Source organism: Micromonospora sp. TSRI0369 (assembly GCF_001905625.1).
Lineage (GTDB): Bacteria > Actinomycetota > Actinomycetes > Mycobacteriales > Micromonosporaceae > Micromonospora > Micromonospora echinospora_A.
Genome location: NZ_LIVU01000004.1, coordinates 853,357 through 869,142, shown reverse-complemented (window position 1 = coordinate 869,142; position 15,786 = coordinate 853,357). Strand labels below are relative to the sequence as shown.

15 protein-coding genes, 1 tRNA gene and 1 other RNA gene are annotated in these 15,786 nt (G+C 71.4%); 12 read left to right on the top strand and 5 right to left on the bottom strand.

Annotation, left to right across the window (positions count from 1 at the left end):
- Positions 1 to 8: 8 nt before the first annotated feature.
- Positions 9 to 341: a YciI family protein gene (locus tag AMK25_RS16970; protein WP_073829291.1), complete on the top strand. Its 333-nt coding sequence runs from the start codon at positions 9 to 11 to the stop codon at positions 339 to 341.
- Complete coding sequence (locus tag AMK25_RS16965) at positions 338 to 1,558, top strand: RNA polymerase sigma factor (RefSeq protein WP_073829290.1); 1,221 nt, start codon at positions 338 to 340, stop codon at positions 1,556 to 1,558. The genes AMK25_RS16970 and AMK25_RS16965 overlap by 4 nt, the downstream gene beginning before the upstream one ends.
- Positions 1,559 to 1,625: 67 nt before the next feature.
- Here the strand turns inward: AMK25_RS16965 and AMK25_RS16960 are convergent, their stop codons facing one another.
- The 3 genes from AMK25_RS16960 to AMK25_RS16950 all read right to left on the bottom strand — a co-directional run bounded on the left by AMK25_RS16960 (position 1,626) and on the right by AMK25_RS16950 (position 2,717).
- Entirely contained in the window at positions 1,626 to 1,931 is a 306-nt protein-coding gene (locus tag AMK25_RS16960) for a helix-turn-helix domain-containing protein (protein WP_064446819.1), read from the bottom strand.
- Complete coding sequence (locus AMK25_RS16955) at positions 1,931 to 2,320, bottom strand: type II toxin-antitoxin system RelE/ParE family toxin (RefSeq protein WP_073829289.1); 390 nt, start codon at positions 2,318 to 2,320, stop codon at positions 1,931 to 1,933. The genes AMK25_RS16960 and AMK25_RS16955 overlap by 1 nt, the downstream gene beginning before the upstream one ends.
- Positions 2,321 to 2,632: 312 nt before the next feature.
- A tRNA-Ser gene (locus AMK25_RS16950) sits at positions 2,633 to 2,717 on the bottom strand.
- A gap of 81 nt (positions 2,718 to 2,798) precedes the next feature.
- Between AMK25_RS16950 and ffs the strand changes: the two genes are divergently transcribed.
- From ffs to AMK25_RS16905, 9 genes are all read left to right on the top strand, one after another.
- An RNA gene (ffs, locus tag AMK25_RS16945) (signal recognition particle sRNA small type) lies at positions 2,799 to 2,888 on the top strand.
- Positions 2,889 to 2,995: 107 nt separating this feature from the next.
- The gene (locus tag AMK25_RS16940; protein WP_073829288.1) at positions 2,996 to 5,833 is read left to right on the top strand and encodes a DNA polymerase III subunit gamma and tau; all 2,838 of its coding nucleotides are present in this window, start codon (positions 2,996 to 2,998) and stop codon (positions 5,831 to 5,833) included.
- 108 nt (positions 5,834 to 5,941) lie between these two features.
- Positions 5,942 to 6,250, top strand: a complete 309-nt coding sequence (locus AMK25_RS16935; protein ID WP_064446817.1) for a YbaB/EbfC family nucleoid-associated protein — start codon at positions 5,942 to 5,944, stop codon at positions 6,248 to 6,250.
- A gap of 8 nt (positions 6,251 to 6,258) precedes the next feature.
- Positions 6,259 to 6,852 carry a recombination mediator RecR gene (recR, locus tag AMK25_RS16930; RefSeq protein ID WP_073829286.1) on the top strand — a complete coding sequence of 198 codons (594 nt, stop codon included), beginning with the start codon at positions 6,259 to 6,261 and terminating at the stop codon, positions 6,850 to 6,852.
- A gap of 322 nt (positions 6,853 to 7,174) precedes the next feature.
- Positions 7,175 to 8,839 carry an ABC transporter substrate-binding protein gene (locus AMK25_RS16925; RefSeq protein ID WP_073829285.1) on the top strand — a complete coding sequence of 555 codons (1,665 nt, stop codon included), beginning with the start codon at positions 7,175 to 7,177 and terminating at the stop codon, positions 8,837 to 8,839.
- Positions 8,840 to 8,917: 78 nt separating this feature from the next.
- Positions 8,918 to 9,922, top strand: a complete 1,005-nt coding sequence (locus AMK25_RS16920) for an ABC transporter permease (RefSeq protein ID WP_073829284.1) — start codon at positions 8,918 to 8,920, stop codon at positions 9,920 to 9,922.
- Complete coding sequence (locus AMK25_RS16915) at positions 9,919 to 10,887, top strand: ABC transporter permease (RefSeq protein ID WP_073829283.1); 969 nt, start codon at positions 9,919 to 9,921, stop codon at positions 10,885 to 10,887. The genes AMK25_RS16920 and AMK25_RS16915 overlap by 4 nt, the downstream gene beginning before the upstream one ends.
- A gap of 11 nt (positions 10,888 to 10,898) precedes the next feature.
- Complete coding sequence (locus tag AMK25_RS16910; RefSeq protein ID WP_073829282.1) at positions 10,899 to 12,014, top strand: ABC transporter ATP-binding protein; 1,116 nt, start codon at positions 10,899 to 10,901, stop codon at positions 12,012 to 12,014.
- A complete protein-coding gene (locus AMK25_RS16905; RefSeq protein ID WP_073829281.1) occupies positions 12,011 to 13,114 on the top strand; it encodes an ABC transporter ATP-binding protein in 1,104 nt (367 codons plus the stop codon). Before AMK25_RS16910 ends, AMK25_RS16905 begins: the two co-directional genes overlap by 4 nt.
- A 52-nt stretch (positions 13,115 to 13,166) precedes the next feature.
- On the opposite strand, the gene AMK25_RS16900 is transcribed toward AMK25_RS16905, so the two are convergent.
- Both AMK25_RS16900 and AMK25_RS16895 read right to left on the bottom strand, forming a co-directional pair.
- Entirely contained in the window at positions 13,167 to 13,592 is a 426-nt protein-coding gene (locus tag AMK25_RS16900; RefSeq protein WP_073829280.1) for a hypothetical protein, read from the bottom strand.
- Positions 13,574 to 14,233 (bottom strand): HNH endonuclease family protein, encoded by a 660-nt coding sequence (locus AMK25_RS16895; RefSeq protein ID WP_073829279.1) that lies wholly within the window; start codon positions 14,231 to 14,233, stop codon positions 13,574 to 13,576. The genes AMK25_RS16900 and AMK25_RS16895 overlap by 19 nt, the downstream gene beginning before the upstream one ends.
- A 108-nt stretch (positions 14,234 to 14,341) precedes the next feature.
- Between AMK25_RS16895 and AMK25_RS16890 the strand changes: the two genes are divergently transcribed.
- A complete protein-coding gene (locus AMK25_RS16890; RefSeq protein ID WP_073829278.1) occupies positions 14,342 to 15,766 on the top strand; it encodes an MFS transporter in 1,425 nt (474 codons plus the stop codon).
- Positions 15,767 to 15,786: the final 20 nt, after the last annotated feature.

Genomic DNA, 15,786 nt, shown 5'->3' with positions numbered 1-15,786 from the left:
AGGAACCGATGGCGCAGTACCTGATCTCCGTACTCGACGACACCACCGGCTCGGCCACCGAGGCGGAGATGGCCGCGATCGGTGAGTTCAACGAGCGGTTGCGAGCCGACGGCCACTGGGTCTTCGCCGGTGGCCTCGCGGCACCCGAGACGGCCACAGTCGTGGACGCGCGGGACGGGAACCCGGTGTTCACCGACGGGCCCTACGTGGAGACGAAGGAGTACGTCGGCGGGTTCTGGATCATCGAGGCGCCGGACTTCGACGTGGCGCTCCCGCTCGCCGCGCTGGCGTCGCAGCGGTGCAACAGGCGGGTCGAGCTGCGGCCGTTCCTGAGCGCGTGACAGACGTCGGCGAGGTGCTCACCCGGGTCCACCGCGAGGAGTGGGCCCGGGTGGTGGCCACGCTCGCCCGGCGCATCGGCGACCTCGACGTCGCCGAGGAGATGACCGCCGAGGCGTTCGCCGCGGCCGTCGAACGCTGGACGGCCGACGGCGTACCGCCGAACCCCGGCGCGTGGCTCACCACCACCGCGTACCGCCGGGCCGTCGACCGGGTCCGCCGCGAGAGCCGGCGGGAGGACAAGCACCGGGAGGCGCTGATGCTGGCCGACACCCCGGAACCGCTCGGTGTCATCGACGACGACCGACTCCGCCTGATCTTCACCTGCTGCCACCCGGCGCTGGCCGTGGAAGCGCGAGTGGCGCTGACGCTGCGCCTGGTCGGCGGACTCACCGTGCCGGAGATCGCCCGGGCGTACCTGGTCCAGGAAGCCGCCATGAGCCGGCGGATCACCCGGGCCAAGACGAAGATCAAGGCGGCCGGGATCCCGTACCGGGTGCCGTCCCGCGAGGACCTGCCGGCCCGCGTCACCGGCGTGCTCGCCGTCCTCTACCTGATCTTCAACGAGGGCTACCTAGCCTCCGACCCCGGCAAGGAGGCGGTCCGCGCCGACCTGACCGGCGAGGCGATCCGGCTCACCCGGCTGGTCCGTACGCTGCTGCCCGACGACCACGAGGTCATCGGTCTGCTGGCGCTGATGCTGCTGACCGAAGCCCGCCGGCCCGCCCGGGTCTCCGCGACCGGCGAACTCGTCGTCCTCGCCGAGCAGGACCGCAGCGCCTGGGACCGCGACCTCATCGCCGAGGGCCACGCCCTGGTCCGCGCGTGCATCGCCGCCGGCCGGCCCCCGGGCCGCTACCAGATCCTCGCCGCGATAAACGCCGTCCACACCGACGCCCGCGACGCGCGGGACACCGACTGGGCGCAGGTCGCCGCGCTCTACGACCATTTGGTACGCGTCGACCCGTCGCCGATCGTGCGACTCAACCGGGCGGTGGCGGTCGCCGAACTGGACGGGCCACAGGTCGCGCTCGCCGAGGTGGAGGGGTTGCCGCTGGACGGCTATCACGCGTACCACGCCACGCGGGCCGAGCTGCTGCGCCGGATGGGGCGGGGTGGGGAGGCGCGGGCGGCGTACGACCGGGCGATCGAGCTGGCGGGGAACAGCGCGGAGACGGCGTATCTGAGGCGCCGACGGGACCAGTTGGGCGCCGGGTGAGTAGTGCCATTTGAACGCTGAAGGGGCGCCGAAAAGCGATGCCCCTTCGCATCTATCTCTTGCCCACTCAGCTGAGGGTAACCCGCTCGCCCTCGAAGTCAGCGACGATCTCCACGTTGCCGCCGAGGGCCTTGATGTAACGCACAACAGTGCCAACCTCGGCCTTCGGCAACTCGCCGTTCTCGATCGCCGCGACGCGAGGCTGCGACACCTTCATGCGGTCAGCAACCTGCTGCTGGGTCAGTCCCCGGCGCTCGCGCATCTCGCGCAGGCGCGCGGCGCGGACCTCGCCGCGCATCCGCTCCTTGTGCTGCTCGACGGTGGTCTCGTTCAGGTCGGCGCGGGAGCGAACGTCCCGCCAGCTACGTGCCATCAGCGTTGTCCCTTCAGCTCTCGCAGGTGCTCGGTGAACTTCTGGTCCGCTTCGAGGATGCTGGTCTCGTACCAGCCCTTCCAGTTGCCGGCCTTGTCACCCGCGACCAGGAGGATGGCCTCCCGCTGGGGGTCGAAGGCGAACAGGATCCTGATCTCCGTATCCCCCGCCGAGCCCGGCCGGAGCTCCTTCATGTTCTTGTAGTCGGAGCCCTTCACATGGTCAACGAGGGGCCGTCCGAGGGACGGGCCTTCTTCGGCGAGCAGGTCAATGGCGGCGGCCACCTGTCCTGCGGAATCCGGGTCATCCTTACTGAGACGAAGGAACCACTCCTCGACCTCCTCAGTGAGGCTGACTTCCCATCCGCTCGCTTCCCCACTGTAGACCACGTAATACTCCTGCGTTATAACGATTGTGGTTCTGAGGTCCCAAAAATCGGACTCTTGGCATCACACTGCTAGCACATGCATAGATCCGGCACTACGTAGCGTCAGGAGTACGACAGGACCATCCTGTGTCTGCCCGCAAGTGACGGGGCACTCGACGGACTTGCTTTGGGGTGACCCGCGTAGGCCGAGTAGGTCGGCCACGAGCAACCAGACGGGCCGGACCATGGCAAGTGAGACGAGGGTGACCGTAGAGACGACTCAGGGCCGGTCCCCGTGGGGGCCGGCCCTGTCGTTTTTCCCTGCTCAAGAGAGCGGAGGATACGAGATTCGAACTCGTGAGGGTGTAAACCCAACACGCTTTCCAAGCGTGCGCCCTAGGCCTCTAGGCGAATCCTCCGCGAGCCAGGATACAGGTCTCGCGGAGGCGGGCCACCCCACCCTCCCGGAAGATCCACAACCCTTCGGGTAGGCTTGGCGTCACCTCCCGTGCGGCGGTACCTCGTGAACCTCCCCAGGGCCGGAAGGCAGCAAGGATAAGCGAGCTCTGCCGGGTGCACGGGAGGCCTTTCTGTCTCCCGGGCCGGGTAACGTCGCTGCGGGTCGGGTCACGGGGTGGTGGGTGGTCACCCGGGGCCGACCGGCGCAGAATGGCTCGGTCGAGAGGAGGCGGGACGGGTGGCACTGGCCCTTTACCGCAAGTACCGGCCGCGGACGTTCGCCGAGATCATCGGCCAGGATCACGTCACCGAGCCGTTGTCGCAGGCGCTGCGCAGCGGCCGGCTGAATCACGCGTACCTCTTCTCCGGCCCTCGGGGCTGCGGCAAGACCTCCAGCGCGCGGATCCTGGCCCGTTCGCTCAACTGTGAGCAGGGCCCCACCCCCGAGCCGTGCGGGCAGTGCGACTCGTGCCGCGAACTGGCCCCCGACGGCGGCGGTTCGATCGACGTCATCGAGATCGACGCGGCCAGCCACGGTGGGGTCGACGATGCCCGTGATCTTCGCGAGAAGGCGTTCTTCGCGCCGGCCCGCAGCCGCTTCAAGATCTACATCATCGACGAGGCGCACATGGTCTCGTCGGCCGGCTTCAACGCGCTGCTCAAGCTGGTCGAGGAGCCCCCGGAGTACGTCAAGTTCATCTTCGCCACCACCGAGCCGGAGAAGGTCCTCGGCACGATCAAGTCGAGGACCCACCACTACCCGTTCCGGCTGTTCCCGCCGAAGGTGGTCCGCCCCTACCTCGAGCAGCTCTGCGAGGCCGAGGGCGTCACTGTCGAGCCGGCGGTCTTCCCGCTGGTGGTGCGCGCCGGCGGGGGCAGCATGCGCGACAGCCTCTCCGTGCTCGACCAGCTCATCGCGGGTGCCGGCCCGGAGGGCGTCGACTACGCCCGGGCCGCCGCGCTGCTCGGTGTCACCGACGCCGCGCTGATCGACGAGATGTGCGACGCGCTCGCCGCCGGTGACGGCGCCGCCGCGTACGCCACCGTCGACCGTGTCGCCGAGGCCGGGCACGACTCGCGTCGCTTCGCGTCCGACCTGCTGGAACGCCTCCGCGACCTGATCGTGCTCCAGCAGGTTCCTGATGCCGCCGCCAAGGGCCTCATCGACGGCCCGGCCGACCAGATCGAGCGGATGGCCGCGCAGGCGCAGCGCCTCGGCCCGGCCACGCTGTCCCGCTGCGCGGACATCGTGCACAACGGCCTGGTCGAGATGCGCGGCACCACAGCGCCCCGGCTGCTGCTGGAGCTGATCTGCGCGCGCATGCTCCTGCCCGGCGCGGACGACTCGTCCGGCGGCCTGCTCCAGCGCCTGGAGCGGATGGAACGCCGGCTGACCCTCGGCGGCGCCGAGCTGCCGCCGACCGCCGCCGACTCCGCACACCCAACCCAGACCCCTGAGGTACGCCCGGCCGCTCCCGCCCCGGGCGCGGCTGCCGCCGCGGTCCACGCGGACACCGCCGGCACGCCGGCGGCTCCCGGTGCCCCGGCCGGTGCCGCCGCCGCCCGCGCCGCTGCCGCTGCTGCGGCCGGTTCCCGCAGCACAGCACCCGGTTCCCGTCCGGCCCCCGCAGTGGCGGAACCAGCAGGCTCCCCGGCACCGGCCGCTCCCGAGCGGGCCACCGTCGACGACCCGGCCGCCGCCTCGGACGCCCCCGTCCCCGCCCGCCGCCCGGTGCCGCCGTCCGCGGTGATGCCGGATCCGGCCACGCCCGAGCCGCCCCGCCCCGGCGCGGCGAATCCGGGGGCGCTCGACGCGGTGGCGGTGCGTCGCGTCTGGCCCGAGGTGGTCGGCAAGGTCAACCGGAGCAACAAGCGGATCGCCGCGCTGATGCGTGACGCGGTGGTGCGTGACCTGGACGGCGACACGCTCGTGCTGACCGTGAAGTCGACGGTGCTGGCGAAGATGATGGCCGACCACGCCGCCGTGCTGACCGACGCGCTCTACGAGGAGTTCGGCGGTCGCTGGCAGATCCGCTGCGAGGTGGCGGGCGAGCGGGGCGCCGCCTCGCTCGGTGGCCCGTCCCGCCCGTCCGGCGCGGCGCGGCCAAGCGATGCCGCGCCCGACCGCGCTCCGGCCCGCCCGGCGTCCGATCCGACGGGTTCGACGTCAGGCCGACCGGACTCCGGCGCGGTCGGCACCGCTCAGGCGCGCTCCGATTCCGGCAGTTCGGCGGACTTCTCTCACTCGACGACACCCGACGCGAGTCGTCCCGGCTCGGCGGACGCCGGACCGGGCCGTCCCAACTCCGGTGCTGCCGGGCGTCCGGCATCCGCCGGTCTCGGCGAAGCCCCGGGGCAGCCGGTGTCCGGCTCGGCGGATGCCACAGCCGATCGGACCACCGGGAGTCAGGGCGCGGGAAGCCAGGCCACCGGGAGCCAGGGCGGGGGACCGCCGGGCAGGGCCGGGACCGGCTCGGCCGGTGCCACGGGCAACCGAACCACCGGGAGCCAGGTCGCGAGCGGGCAGGCCGACGAGGACGACTGGCCGGAGCCGGTCCGGCCCGGTGGCGCGGCCACCAGTACCGCTTCGGCGGCGACGGCCGTGGACGGGGAGGACTGGCCGGCGGCGGCGCGTCCGGGCGGGGGCACGGCCACCGCAACTGCCCCTGTCGTCGTACCCAAGCCTGCTGCACCCGCGACGGCGCCGGCCGGTGGGGCGAGGCCGGCGGGCGGCGGACCGAAGAACAGCGCGATCGCGGCGGCGCGTGCTGCTGCTGCGGCGGCTGCTGCGGGCGGTGGCCCCGGCAAGGGGTCGCGCGCGGCGCAGCCGGCGCGGAAGACGGCCGATGCCGAGTGGGCGGGCGAGCCGCCCTACGACCCGGACTTCGACGGCCCGGTGCGGGGCGGGCGGGCGCCCGCCGCAGCTCCGGCCTACGAGGGGTTCGACCCGGGCGACGAGCCGCTTGACGACGTGATCGACGAGCGGACGGCCCGGCAGTCGAGCGAGGAGCAGGCGGTTCAGCTGCTGCGTGAGACGTTCGGGGCCGAGAAGATCGACGAGGTGGACGCGCGCTGAGCGCGCGCCGACCGTGAGGAAGCGGCGCCGTGGCCCGACTAGGCTGGGCGCGGCCGAGCAGACGAGTGGAAGAAGGAGCGGTCCGTGCGCCCAGGTGGACAGCCGAACATGCAGCAGATGCTGAAGCAGGCGCAGAAGATGCAGCAGCAGATCGCCAAGGCCCAGGCCGAGCTGGCCGAGGCGGAGCTGACCGGCACCGCCGGCGGTGGCCTGGTCACCGCGACAGTCGCCGGCACCGGTGAGCTGAAGGCGATCAAGATCGACCCGAAGGCGGTCGACCCGGAGGACGTCGAGACGCTTGAGGACCTGGTTGTCGCGGCCGTGCACAACGCCGCCGAGGCGGCCCGCGAGCTGACCGAGAAGAAGATGGGCCCGCTCGCGGGCGGCATGGGCGGCCTCGGCCTGCCCGGGTTCTGAGCCGGCAGATGTACGAGGGTGCCATCCAGGACCTGATCGACGAACTGGGCCGGCTGCCGGGCGTGGGCCCGAAGAGCGCCCAGCGGATCGCGTTCCACGTCCTGTCGGCGGATCCGGCCGACGTGAACCGGCTGGCCGGTGCGCTGCGCAAGGTCAAGGACCTGGTCCGGTTCTGCACGACCTGCTACAACGTGGCCGAGTCGGAGCAGTGCCGGATCTGCCGCGACGCGCGGCGCACCGACGAGGTGCTCTGCGTGGTCGAGGAGCCCAAGGACGTGGTGGCGATCGAGCGGACCGGCGAGTTCCGCGGGCGCTACCACGTGCTCGGTGGCGCGATCAATCCGCTGGAGGGCATCGGCCCGGACAACCTGCGGATCCGTGAGCTGATGACCCGCCTGGGCAGTGGTTCGGTGCGTGAGCTGATCCTCGCCACCGACCCGAACACCGAGGGCGAGGCGACCGCCACCTATCTGGCGCTGATGGTCAAGCCGATGGGGATCGCGGTGACCCGGCTGGCGAGTGGGTTGCCGGTCGGCGGCGATCTGGAGTACGCCGACGAGATCACGCTGGGCCGGGCCTTCGAGGGGCGCCGAGCCGTCTGAGTTGTGCCGTGTCGCTTCCGGCGGGTGCCCTGCGGGGTGCCCGCCGGACGCGTTTCCACGCCGGAACCGGGTGCCCGCCGATCTGACACGAACGTGCGTCCGGGACCGGATCGACGTAACAAATTCGGCCTTCAAACCGACGAAAGTTCGGCTCGGGACAGTGTTCTCCTTCGAATCGATTGCCTCGTTCCAGAACAGACACGATTCGATACCAACCCGCCCCCCGCCCGTTTCCGCGCCGTCCAACCGAGGGCTAAGGTCTGCGCACATCGGTGACCCTGTCACCACGTTGTCCGTACCCCCAAGGACGAGGTGAAGCACCATGCGTGCACCCAGGCCGAAGGTCGCAATCGCGGCCATCGCGGTCGCGGCCCTCGCGGTTGCAGGCTGCGCCGAGAGCGACCGTGAGAGTGGCTCCGGAGGAGATAGCAAGAAGGACACCCTCGTCTTCGGCGTCGCCGGAGACCCGAAGGTGCTCGACCCCAGCTTCGCCAGCGACGGTGAGTCGCTGCGCGTGGCGCGCCAGGTCTTCGAGACGCTGGTCCGTCCGGAGGAGGGCGGCACCAAGGTGACGCCGGGTCTCGCGGAGTCCTGGACCCCGGACGCGGCGGGCACCACCTGGACCTTCAAGCTCCGCTCGGGCGTGAAGTTCCACGACGGCACCGACTTCAACGCCGAGGCCGTCTGCGCCAACTTCGACCGCTGGTACAACGCCAAGGGCCTCATGCAGAGCCCGGACGTGACCGCGTACTGGCAGGACGTCATGGGCGGGTTCGCCAAGAACGAGGACCCGGAGCTGGGGCCGAGCCTCTTCAAGTCCTGCACCGCCAAGGACGCCACCACTGTGGACCTCGCGTTCACCCGGGTCTCCAGCAAGATCCCGGCCGCGCTGATGCTGCCGTCGTTCTCGATCCAGAGCCCCAAGGCGATGGAGCAGTACGACGCCAGCAACGTGACCGGCACCGCCGAGGACATCAAGTACCCGGCGTACGCGATGGAGCACCCGACCGGCACCGGTCCGTTCAAGTTCAAGGCGTGGGACATCGCGAACAAGACGCTCACCATCGAGCGCAACGACGACTACCACGGCGACAAGGCCAAGCTGAAGACCATCATCTTCAAGACGATCTCGGACGAGAACGCCCGCAAGCAGGCGCTCCGCTCGGGTGACATCCAGGGCTACGACCTCGTCGGCCCGGCGGACGTGGAGCCGCTGAAGAAGGAGGGCTTCAACGTCCTCACCCGGCCCGCCTTCAACATCCTCTACCTGGCGATCAACCAGAAGGGGAACCCGAAGCTGGCCGACCTGAAGGTCCGGCAGGCCATCGCGCACGCGCTGAACCGGCAGGCGCTCGTCGACTCGAAGCTGCCCCCGGGCGCCAAGGTCGCGATGAACTTCTTCCCGGACACCGTCGAGGGCTGGAACGGCGACGTCACCAAGTACGACTACGACCCGGCCAAGGCCAAGGCTCTGCTGGCCGAGGCGGGCGCGTCGAACCTGACGCTGCGGTTCCACTACCCGACCGAGGTCACCCGGCCGTACATGCCGAACCCGAAGGACATCTTCGAGCTGCTCTCGGCGGACCTCAAGGCGGTCGGCATCAACGTCCAGGCCATCCCGCTGAAGTGGAGCCCGGACTACCTGAACGCCACCACCTCCGGCAACAAGCACGATCTGCACTTCCTCGGCTGGACCGGTGACTACGGCGACGCGTACAACTTCATCGGCACCTTCTTCGACCGCCAGAAGGACGAGTGGGGCTTCAACAACCCTGCGCTCTTCACGCAGTTCAAGGACGCCGACACCACCGCCGACCTGGCGGCCCGGACGGAGAAGTACAAGGCGCTGAACAAGACGATCATGGACTTCCTGCCGGGTGTGCCGATCTCGCACTCCCCGCCGGCGATCGTGTTCGGCAAGGACGTGACCGGGGTCAAGGCGAGCCCGCTCACCGACGAGCGGTACTCGAGCGCAGAGTTCAAGTGATCTGAAGGCACCGTACGCGGGCGGGCGCTGTGACCACAGCGCCCGCCCGCACCCCTCCGCACACCCTCCGAGGCGCCCGTGTTCCGGTTCATCGTCAGACGCCTGCTACAGCTGATACCAACGCTGTTGGGGCTCTCCGTCCTGCTGTTCATCTGGCTCCGCCGGCTTCCCGGCGGGCCCGAGACCGCGATCCTCGGTGAACGGGGCACGCCCGAGACGCGCGCCGCGATCCGGCGCAACCTCGGCCTCGACGAGCCGATCCTGGTCCAGTACGCCCGCTTCCTGCGGCGGATGATCCGGCTCGACCTGGGCACCTCGACCGGCACGAAGCGGGCTGTCACCACGGAGTTCGTGGAGCGGTTCCCCGGCACCGTCGAGCTGACGATCATGGCCCTGGTGCTGGCGGTCGGCATCGGGATCCCGCTCGGCTACCTCGCCGCACGCCGCCGCGGCCGGTTCCTCGACCACGCCTCGGTCGGCGGATCGCTCATCGGCATCTGCATCCCGGTCTTCTTCCTGGCGTACGTGCTCAAGGCGATCTTCGCCGAGAACCTGGGCTGGTTCCCCTCCAGCGGCCGGCAGGACCCGACCATCGGGGCGACCCGGGTCACCAACTTCTTCGTCCTCGACGGGATCATGACCCGCGAGTGGGACGCCGCCGCCGACGCGCTCTGGCACCTCGTGCTGCCGGGCATCGCGCTGGCGAGCATCCCGCTCGCGATCATCGTCCGGATCACCCGGGCCAGCGTCCTGGAGGTGCTCAACGAGGACTTCGTCCGGACCGCCGAGGCCAAGGGCCTGACCGAGCGGACCGTCCGTCGCCGGCACGTGCTGCGTAACGCCATGCTGCCGGTGGCCACCTCGATCGGTCTGCAGGCCGGTCTCCTGCTCTCCGGCGCGGTGCTCACCGAGACCGTGTTCGCCTTCAGCGGCATCGGCGCGTTCGTCGCCGAGTCGATCAGTCAGCGCGACTACCCGGTGCTGATGGGCTTCATCATGATCATTGCGGTGGTGTACGTGCTGGTGAATCTCCTGGTCGACCTCTCCTACAGCGTGATCGACCCGAGGGTGAGGGTGCGATGACCATCACCGGTGGCAAGAAGCGCGAGAAGATCGACCGGCTCGCCGAGCTGTCCGCCCGCGAGGACGAGCAGGGCGTGAGCCTCTGGAAGGAGGCGTTCCGCCGCCTGCGGCGCAACCCGGCGGCCATCATCGGCATGGTCATCCTGGCGGTCTTCGTCCTGGTCGCGGTGGTCGGGCCGTTCTTCGTCCCGTACAGCCCGACGGACTCGATCGGCATCCGCGAAGGGCTGGTCAAGTCCGGCCAGGGCATCATCCCGGGCGTCTCCGCCGACCACTGGCTGGGCTTCGACCACCAGGGCCGGGACGAGTTCAGCCGGCTGATCGTCGGGGCCCGGCAGACGCTGCTGGTCGGCGTGGTCTCCACCCTGATCGGCCTCGCGGTCGGCGCGCTGATCGGTGGCGTCGCCGGCGCGGCGGCCGGGCTGGGCGGCCGCTGGGGCCGCTGGATCGACACCATCCTGATGCGCTTCATCGACATGCTGCTGGCCATGCCGAGCCTGCTGCTCGCGGTGAGCATCGCGGCGCTGCTCGGCGCCAGCCTCACCACCGTGATGATCGCTGTCGGTGTGGTGTCCGTGCCGATCTTCGCCCGGCTGCTGCGCGGCTCGATGATCGCCCAGTCCAACAGCGACTACGTGCTGGCGGCGACGGCGCTCGGCGTGAAGCGGTCGAAGATCGCCCTCACCCACGTGGTGCCGAACTCGATCGCCCCGGTCATCGTCCAGGCCACGCTGACGCTGGCGACCGCGATCATCGAGGCCGCCGCGCTCTCCTTCCTCGGCCTCGGCAACCCCGACTCGGCCATCCCGGAGTGGGGCGTCATGCTCGCCGACGCGCAGCCGTACCTGGGCATCCGGCCCGGCCTGGCGATCTACCCGGCGCTCGGAATCATCATCACCGCGCTCGGCTTCACCCTGCTCGGCGAGGCGATGCGCGAGGCCCTCGACCCGAAGCTGCGGAAGTAGGTCAGTCAGTCATGGCACTGCTCGAAGTGGACGACCTCTCCGTCACGTTCGCCCGTCGTGGGCAGCGCACCGTGCACGCGGTGGACGGGGTGTCCTTCTCGGTCGACGCCGGTGAGGTGGTCGGCCTGGTCGGCGAGTCCGGCTGCGGCAAGAGCGTCACGTCGCTGGCGATCATGGGGCTGCTGCCCAAGCAGCCGGGCCTGCGGGTCGGCGGCAAGGCGGTCTTCGACGGCACCGACCTGCTCCAGCTCGACGACCGGTCCCGCCGCGACATCCGCGGCCGGGACGTGGCGATGATCTTCCAGGACCCGCTCTCCTCGCTGAACCCGGTCATCCCGATCGGGCTCCAGGTGACCGAGGTGCTGACCCGCCACCGGGGAATGAAGGGCGAGGCGGCCACCAAGGAAGCCGCCGCCCTGCTCGACCGGGTGGGTATCCCGGACCCGCGCCGCCGGCTCAAGGAGTACCCGCACCAGCTCTCCGGCGGCATGCGGCAGCGGGCGCTGATCGCCATGGCGGTCGCCTGCCAGCCCCGGCTGCTGATCGCCGACGAGCCGACCACCGCGCTCGACGTCACCATCCAGGCGCAGATCCTGGAACTGCTGAAGGACCTGGTCCGCGACTCCGGCACCGCGCTGGTGATGATCACCCACGACCTCGGCGTGGTGGCCGGCATGTGCGACACCATCAACGTGCTCTACGCCGGCCGGGTGGTGGAGACGGCCACCCGCCGTCCGCTGTTCCGCCAGCCCCGGCACCCGTACACCGAAGGTCTGCTCGGTTCGGTGCCCCGCCTGGACGCCGGCCGCGGCGAACGGCTCAACCCCATCCCCGGCTCGGTACGCGACGTGCTGCCCTGGCCGGACGGCTGCGCGTTCGCCCCGCGCTGCGCCCGCCGCGTCGACGAGTGCGTGGGCGAGCCGCCGGAGCTGGTGCTCACCCACGACGCGCGCAGCTACCGCTGCGTCAACCCGGTGCCGATCCCCGGCCTGACCCCGGAGGCGGACGTCCGCGCCACCGAGCCGACGCCGGCCGAGCCGGGTACGGTGCCGGCCCAGGCCGAGCCGGCCGACCCGCCCGCGGTGCCCGGCTTCGGACCGGCTCCGCGCGAGGAGGAGACCCCATGAGCGACAACGACATCCTCGTCGAGGTCCGCGACCTGAAGGTGCACTTCCCGATCCGGCGGGGCGTGTTCTTCGACCGGACCGTCGGGCACGTCAAGGCCGTCGACGGGGTCGACCTGAGCATCCCGCGCGGCAAGACGTACGGGCTGGTGGGCGAGTCGGGCTGCGGCAAGTCCACGCTCGGCCGGGCGCTGCTCCAGCTCACCCCGCCGACCGCCGGTGAGGTGAAGTTCGACGGCGTCGAGCTGACCACGCTGCCGGCCGGCAAGCTGCGGACGATGCGCCGCCGGATGCAGATGATCTTCCAGGACCCGATGTCCAGCCTGGACCCCCGGCAGAACGTCGAGTCGATCCTCACCGAGGGCCTCCAGACGCACGGCATCGGCGCCAACCGCGACGACCGGCGACGGATCATCGGCGAGACGCTGGACGCGGTGGGCCTGCCGAAGTGGGCGCTGTCCCGCTACCCGCACGAGTTCTCCGGCGGCCAGCGCCAGCGCATCGGCATCGCCCGCGCGGTGGTCCTCGGCCCGGAGCTGATCGTCGCCGACGAACCGGTCTCCGCGCTCGACGTGTCGATCCAGGCGCAGGTGGTGAACCTGCTGGACGAACTCCAGGAGAGCCTCGGCCTGACCTACCTGGTCATCGCGCACGACCTGGCGGTGGTGCGGCACATCTCCGACATCGTCGGCGTGATGTACCTGGGCGCGCTGGTCGAGGAGGCCCCGAGCGACCGGCTCTACACCGAGCCGCTGCACCCGTACACCCGGGCGCTGATGTCGGCGGTCCCGGTGCCGGACCCGGACGTGGAGGACCGGCGCGAGCGGATCCTGCTCGCCGGGGACCTGCCGTCGCCGGCCAACCCGCCGTCGGGCTGCCGGTTCCACACCCGCTGCCCCTGGGCGCAGCCGACCCGCTGCGCCGACGAGCGGCCGGAACTGCGCCAGATCGGCGCCAGCCGGGTGGCCTGCCACTGGGCCGAGCAGATCGCCGCCGGTGAGCTGCGCCCGCACGAGGTCACCGCGAAGATCACCCGGCCGGAGGGCGAGGGCGAGGAGCCCGGCGTGGTCTCCGCGCCCAGCGAGCCCGGCTCGTACGTCTGACACGACAAGCGCGTCCCCACCCGGGAAAGGTGGGGACGCGCTTGTTTGTCGGTCAGCCCTCGGGGCGGTTGAGCAGGCCCACCGCGATGGTGTGCACCGCGTCAAGCGCGGCCGGGTCGGCCAGCGGCGCGGAGCCGCCGGTGACCGCGTACCACTCGTCGGCGTCCTTGTACTGCACCCGCAGCGTCACCCGGCCGTCGGCGTGCTCGGTGCGCAGTGTCAGCTCGCCGGTCACCACGCCCACCTCGTCGGTCATGACCCCGCCCGGACCGGGGACGATGTCGGTGGTCCGGTCCGCCGGTCCGGCCGGCGCGCCCCCGGCCGGCGCCCCCGGCACCGCGTCGGCGGTCATACCCGCCCCGGCGACGTCGGCGGGCTCCGGCTGCCGCCCGTCCGCCGTCATCCCGGCCGAGGCCGGACCGGCCGCCGCCTCCGGGGCCGGTGTTCCGTCCGACCCGGTCACGGTTTGCTCGCCCATGTGCAGCCCTCCAGCATGTCGGTGAGAGCGGCCTTCTCGGCACTTGTCACAGTCAGCCGCCAGTAGTGCTTGACCGTCACCCAGTCCGCCGCGTACTGACACCAGGACGACCGGTTCGGTGGCTTCCACTGGGACGGATCCTGGTCACCCTTTGCCCGGTTGGACCGCGCCGAAACCGCGATGAGCTGCGGCCGGGTCAGGTCGTTGGCGAAGTCGCCGCGCTTCGAGTCGTCCCACTCGTCCGCCCCGGAACGCCACGCGGCGGCCAGCGGCACAGTGTGGTCGATGTCCACGCCCGACGGGTCGGTCAGCACCACCCCGTCGTAGACGCTCTCCCACCGGCCGCCCACCACGTTGCAGCCGGACAGCTTGATGCCCTCGCCGTCGCGCTGCAGCACGCTGTCGCGTACGTCGCAGTTCTTGCCGGTGCCCCGCCAGTGCGGGAAGCGCGAGCGGCTGTAGCCCTTCATCGAACCGGCGGTGGCCACGGTCAGCTCACTGAGCTGCTTGTTGACGTTCCCGGAGGCGCTCGGCGTCGCCTCCGGCTCGGTGACCGACACCTCGCAGCCGGCCACGCCGAGGGCGAGCACCGCGCTCAGCGCGGCGGCCAGCCCGGCTCGGGCTCCTGATCTCGTACGCACAGACGACACCTCTCCAGCTTGCGTGCTCCGGGCGAGTCCGCACAGTACCCGGCGGCGGTTTCTGCGATTCGTGGCGTCGAGGATGGGCGGCGGGCAGAGTGGTGAGACGTGACCGCACCCGCTCCCGCGCTGCGTACCGGCTCCGCCGCCGGACGCGGCACGCTGCTCGCCGCGATCCTCGCCTCCGGCATGGTGTTCCTGGACAGCACCGTGGTCAACGTCGCGCTGCCACGCCTCGGCGCCGAGCTGGACGCCACAGTCGCCGGTCTCCAGTGGACCGTGAACGGCTACCTGCTCATGCTTGCCGCGTTCGTGCTGCTCGGGGGCGCGCTCGGGGACCGGTTCGGCCGGCGGCGGATCTTCCTGCTCGGCGTGGTCTGGTTCGCGGTGGCGTCGGTGCTCTGCGGGCTGGCCCAGGACACCGGCTGGCTCGTCGCCGCCCGGTTCCTCCAGGGCGCGGGCGGCGCGCTGCTCACCCCCGGTTCGCTGTCGGTGCTCCAGGCCAGCTTCCACCCGGACGACAGGGGCCGGGCCATCGGTACCTGGTCCGGACTGTCCGGGGTGTCCACAGCGCTCGGCCCGCTGCTCGGCGGCTGGCTCATCGACACGCTCTCCTGGCGGTGGATCTTCTTCGTCAACCTGCCGCTGGCGGTCGGCGTGGTGCTCGCCGCGCTGCGGTGGGTGCCGGAGAGCCGCGACGAGGAGGTCTCGCGTACCGGAGGCGGTCGGCGGTTCGACGTGACCGGGGCGCTGCTCGGCGCGCTCGCGCTCGGCGGAGTCACGTACGCGCTGATCGACGCCCCGGCGCAGGGCGCCTCCCCGGCGGTGCTGGTCGCGGCCGTGCTCGGGGTGGTCGCCGTGGTGGCCTTCGTGCTGGTCGAGCGGCGGCGCGGCGACACCGCGATGCTGCCCACCGGGCTGTTCTCCAGCCGGCTGTTCTCCGTGCTGAACGTCTTCACGGTGGTCGTGTACGCCGCGCTCGGCGGGTTCACCTTCTTCCTCGCCGTCTACCTGCAGAACGTGGTCGGCTGGTCGGCGCTGCTCACCGGCCTGGCCACCGTGCCGATGACGGTGCTGCTGCTGGTCGGCTCGCCGCGCGCCGGCGCGCTGTCGGCCCGCATCGGCCCCCGCCTGCCGCTCACCGTCGGCCCGGTGATCGCCGCCGTGGGTCTGCTGCTGCTGCGCCGGGTCGGGCCGGGCGCGTCGTACTGGGTGGACGTGCTGCCGGGCGTGGCGCTGTTCGGCGCCGGGCTCACGCTCGTGGTGGCGCCGCTGACCACGTCGGTGCTCGGCGCGGTCTCCGACCGGTTCGCCGGGGTGGCGAGCGGCTTCAACAACGCCGCGTCCCGGGCCGGCGGCCTGCTCGCGGTGGCCGCGCTGCCGCTGCTGGTCGGGCTGTCGGGCACCGGGTACGAGCAGAAGGGCGCGCTCGCAGTCGCGTACCGGGGGGCGTTGGCGTGGTGCGCGGGGCTGCTGCTCGCCGGCGCGGTGCTCGCCGCCGTGCTCATCCACCGCCCCCGGCGCGGGCGTTAAGAAGGGCCCCCTCCTATGCA

Coding starts and splice junctions, on each gene's coding strand:
- AMK25_RS16970 (WP_073829291.1), top strand. CDS start 9: ATGGCGCAGTACCTGATCTCCGTACTCGACGACACCACCGGCTCGGCC.
- AMK25_RS16960 (WP_064446819.1), bottom strand. CDS start 1,931: ATGGCACGTAGCTGGCGGGACGTTCGCTCCCGCGCCGACCTGAACGAG.
- AMK25_RS16935 (WP_064446817.1), top strand. CDS start 5,942: ATGCAGCAGATGCTGAAGCAGGCGCAGAAGATGCAGCAGCAGATCGCC.
- recR (WP_073829286.1), top strand. CDS start 6,259: ATGTACGAGGGTGCCATCCAGGACCTGATCGACGAACTGGGCCGGCTG.
- AMK25_RS16925 (WP_073829285.1), top strand. CDS start 7,175: ATGCGTGCACCCAGGCCGAAGGTCGCAATCGCGGCCATCGCGGTCGCG.
- AMK25_RS16915 (WP_073829283.1), top strand. CDS start 9,919: ATGACCATCACCGGTGGCAAGAAGCGCGAGAAGATCGACCGGCTCGCC.
- AMK25_RS16910 (WP_073829282.1), top strand. CDS start 10,899: ATGGCACTGCTCGAAGTGGACGACCTCTCCGTCACGTTCGCCCGTCGT.
- AMK25_RS16905 (WP_073829281.1), top strand. CDS start 12,011: ATGAGCGACAACGACATCCTCGTCGAGGTCCGCGACCTGAAGGTGCAC.
- AMK25_RS16900 (WP_073829280.1), bottom strand. CDS start 13,592: ATGGGCGAGCAAACCGTGACCGGGTCGGACGGAACACCGGCCCCGGAG.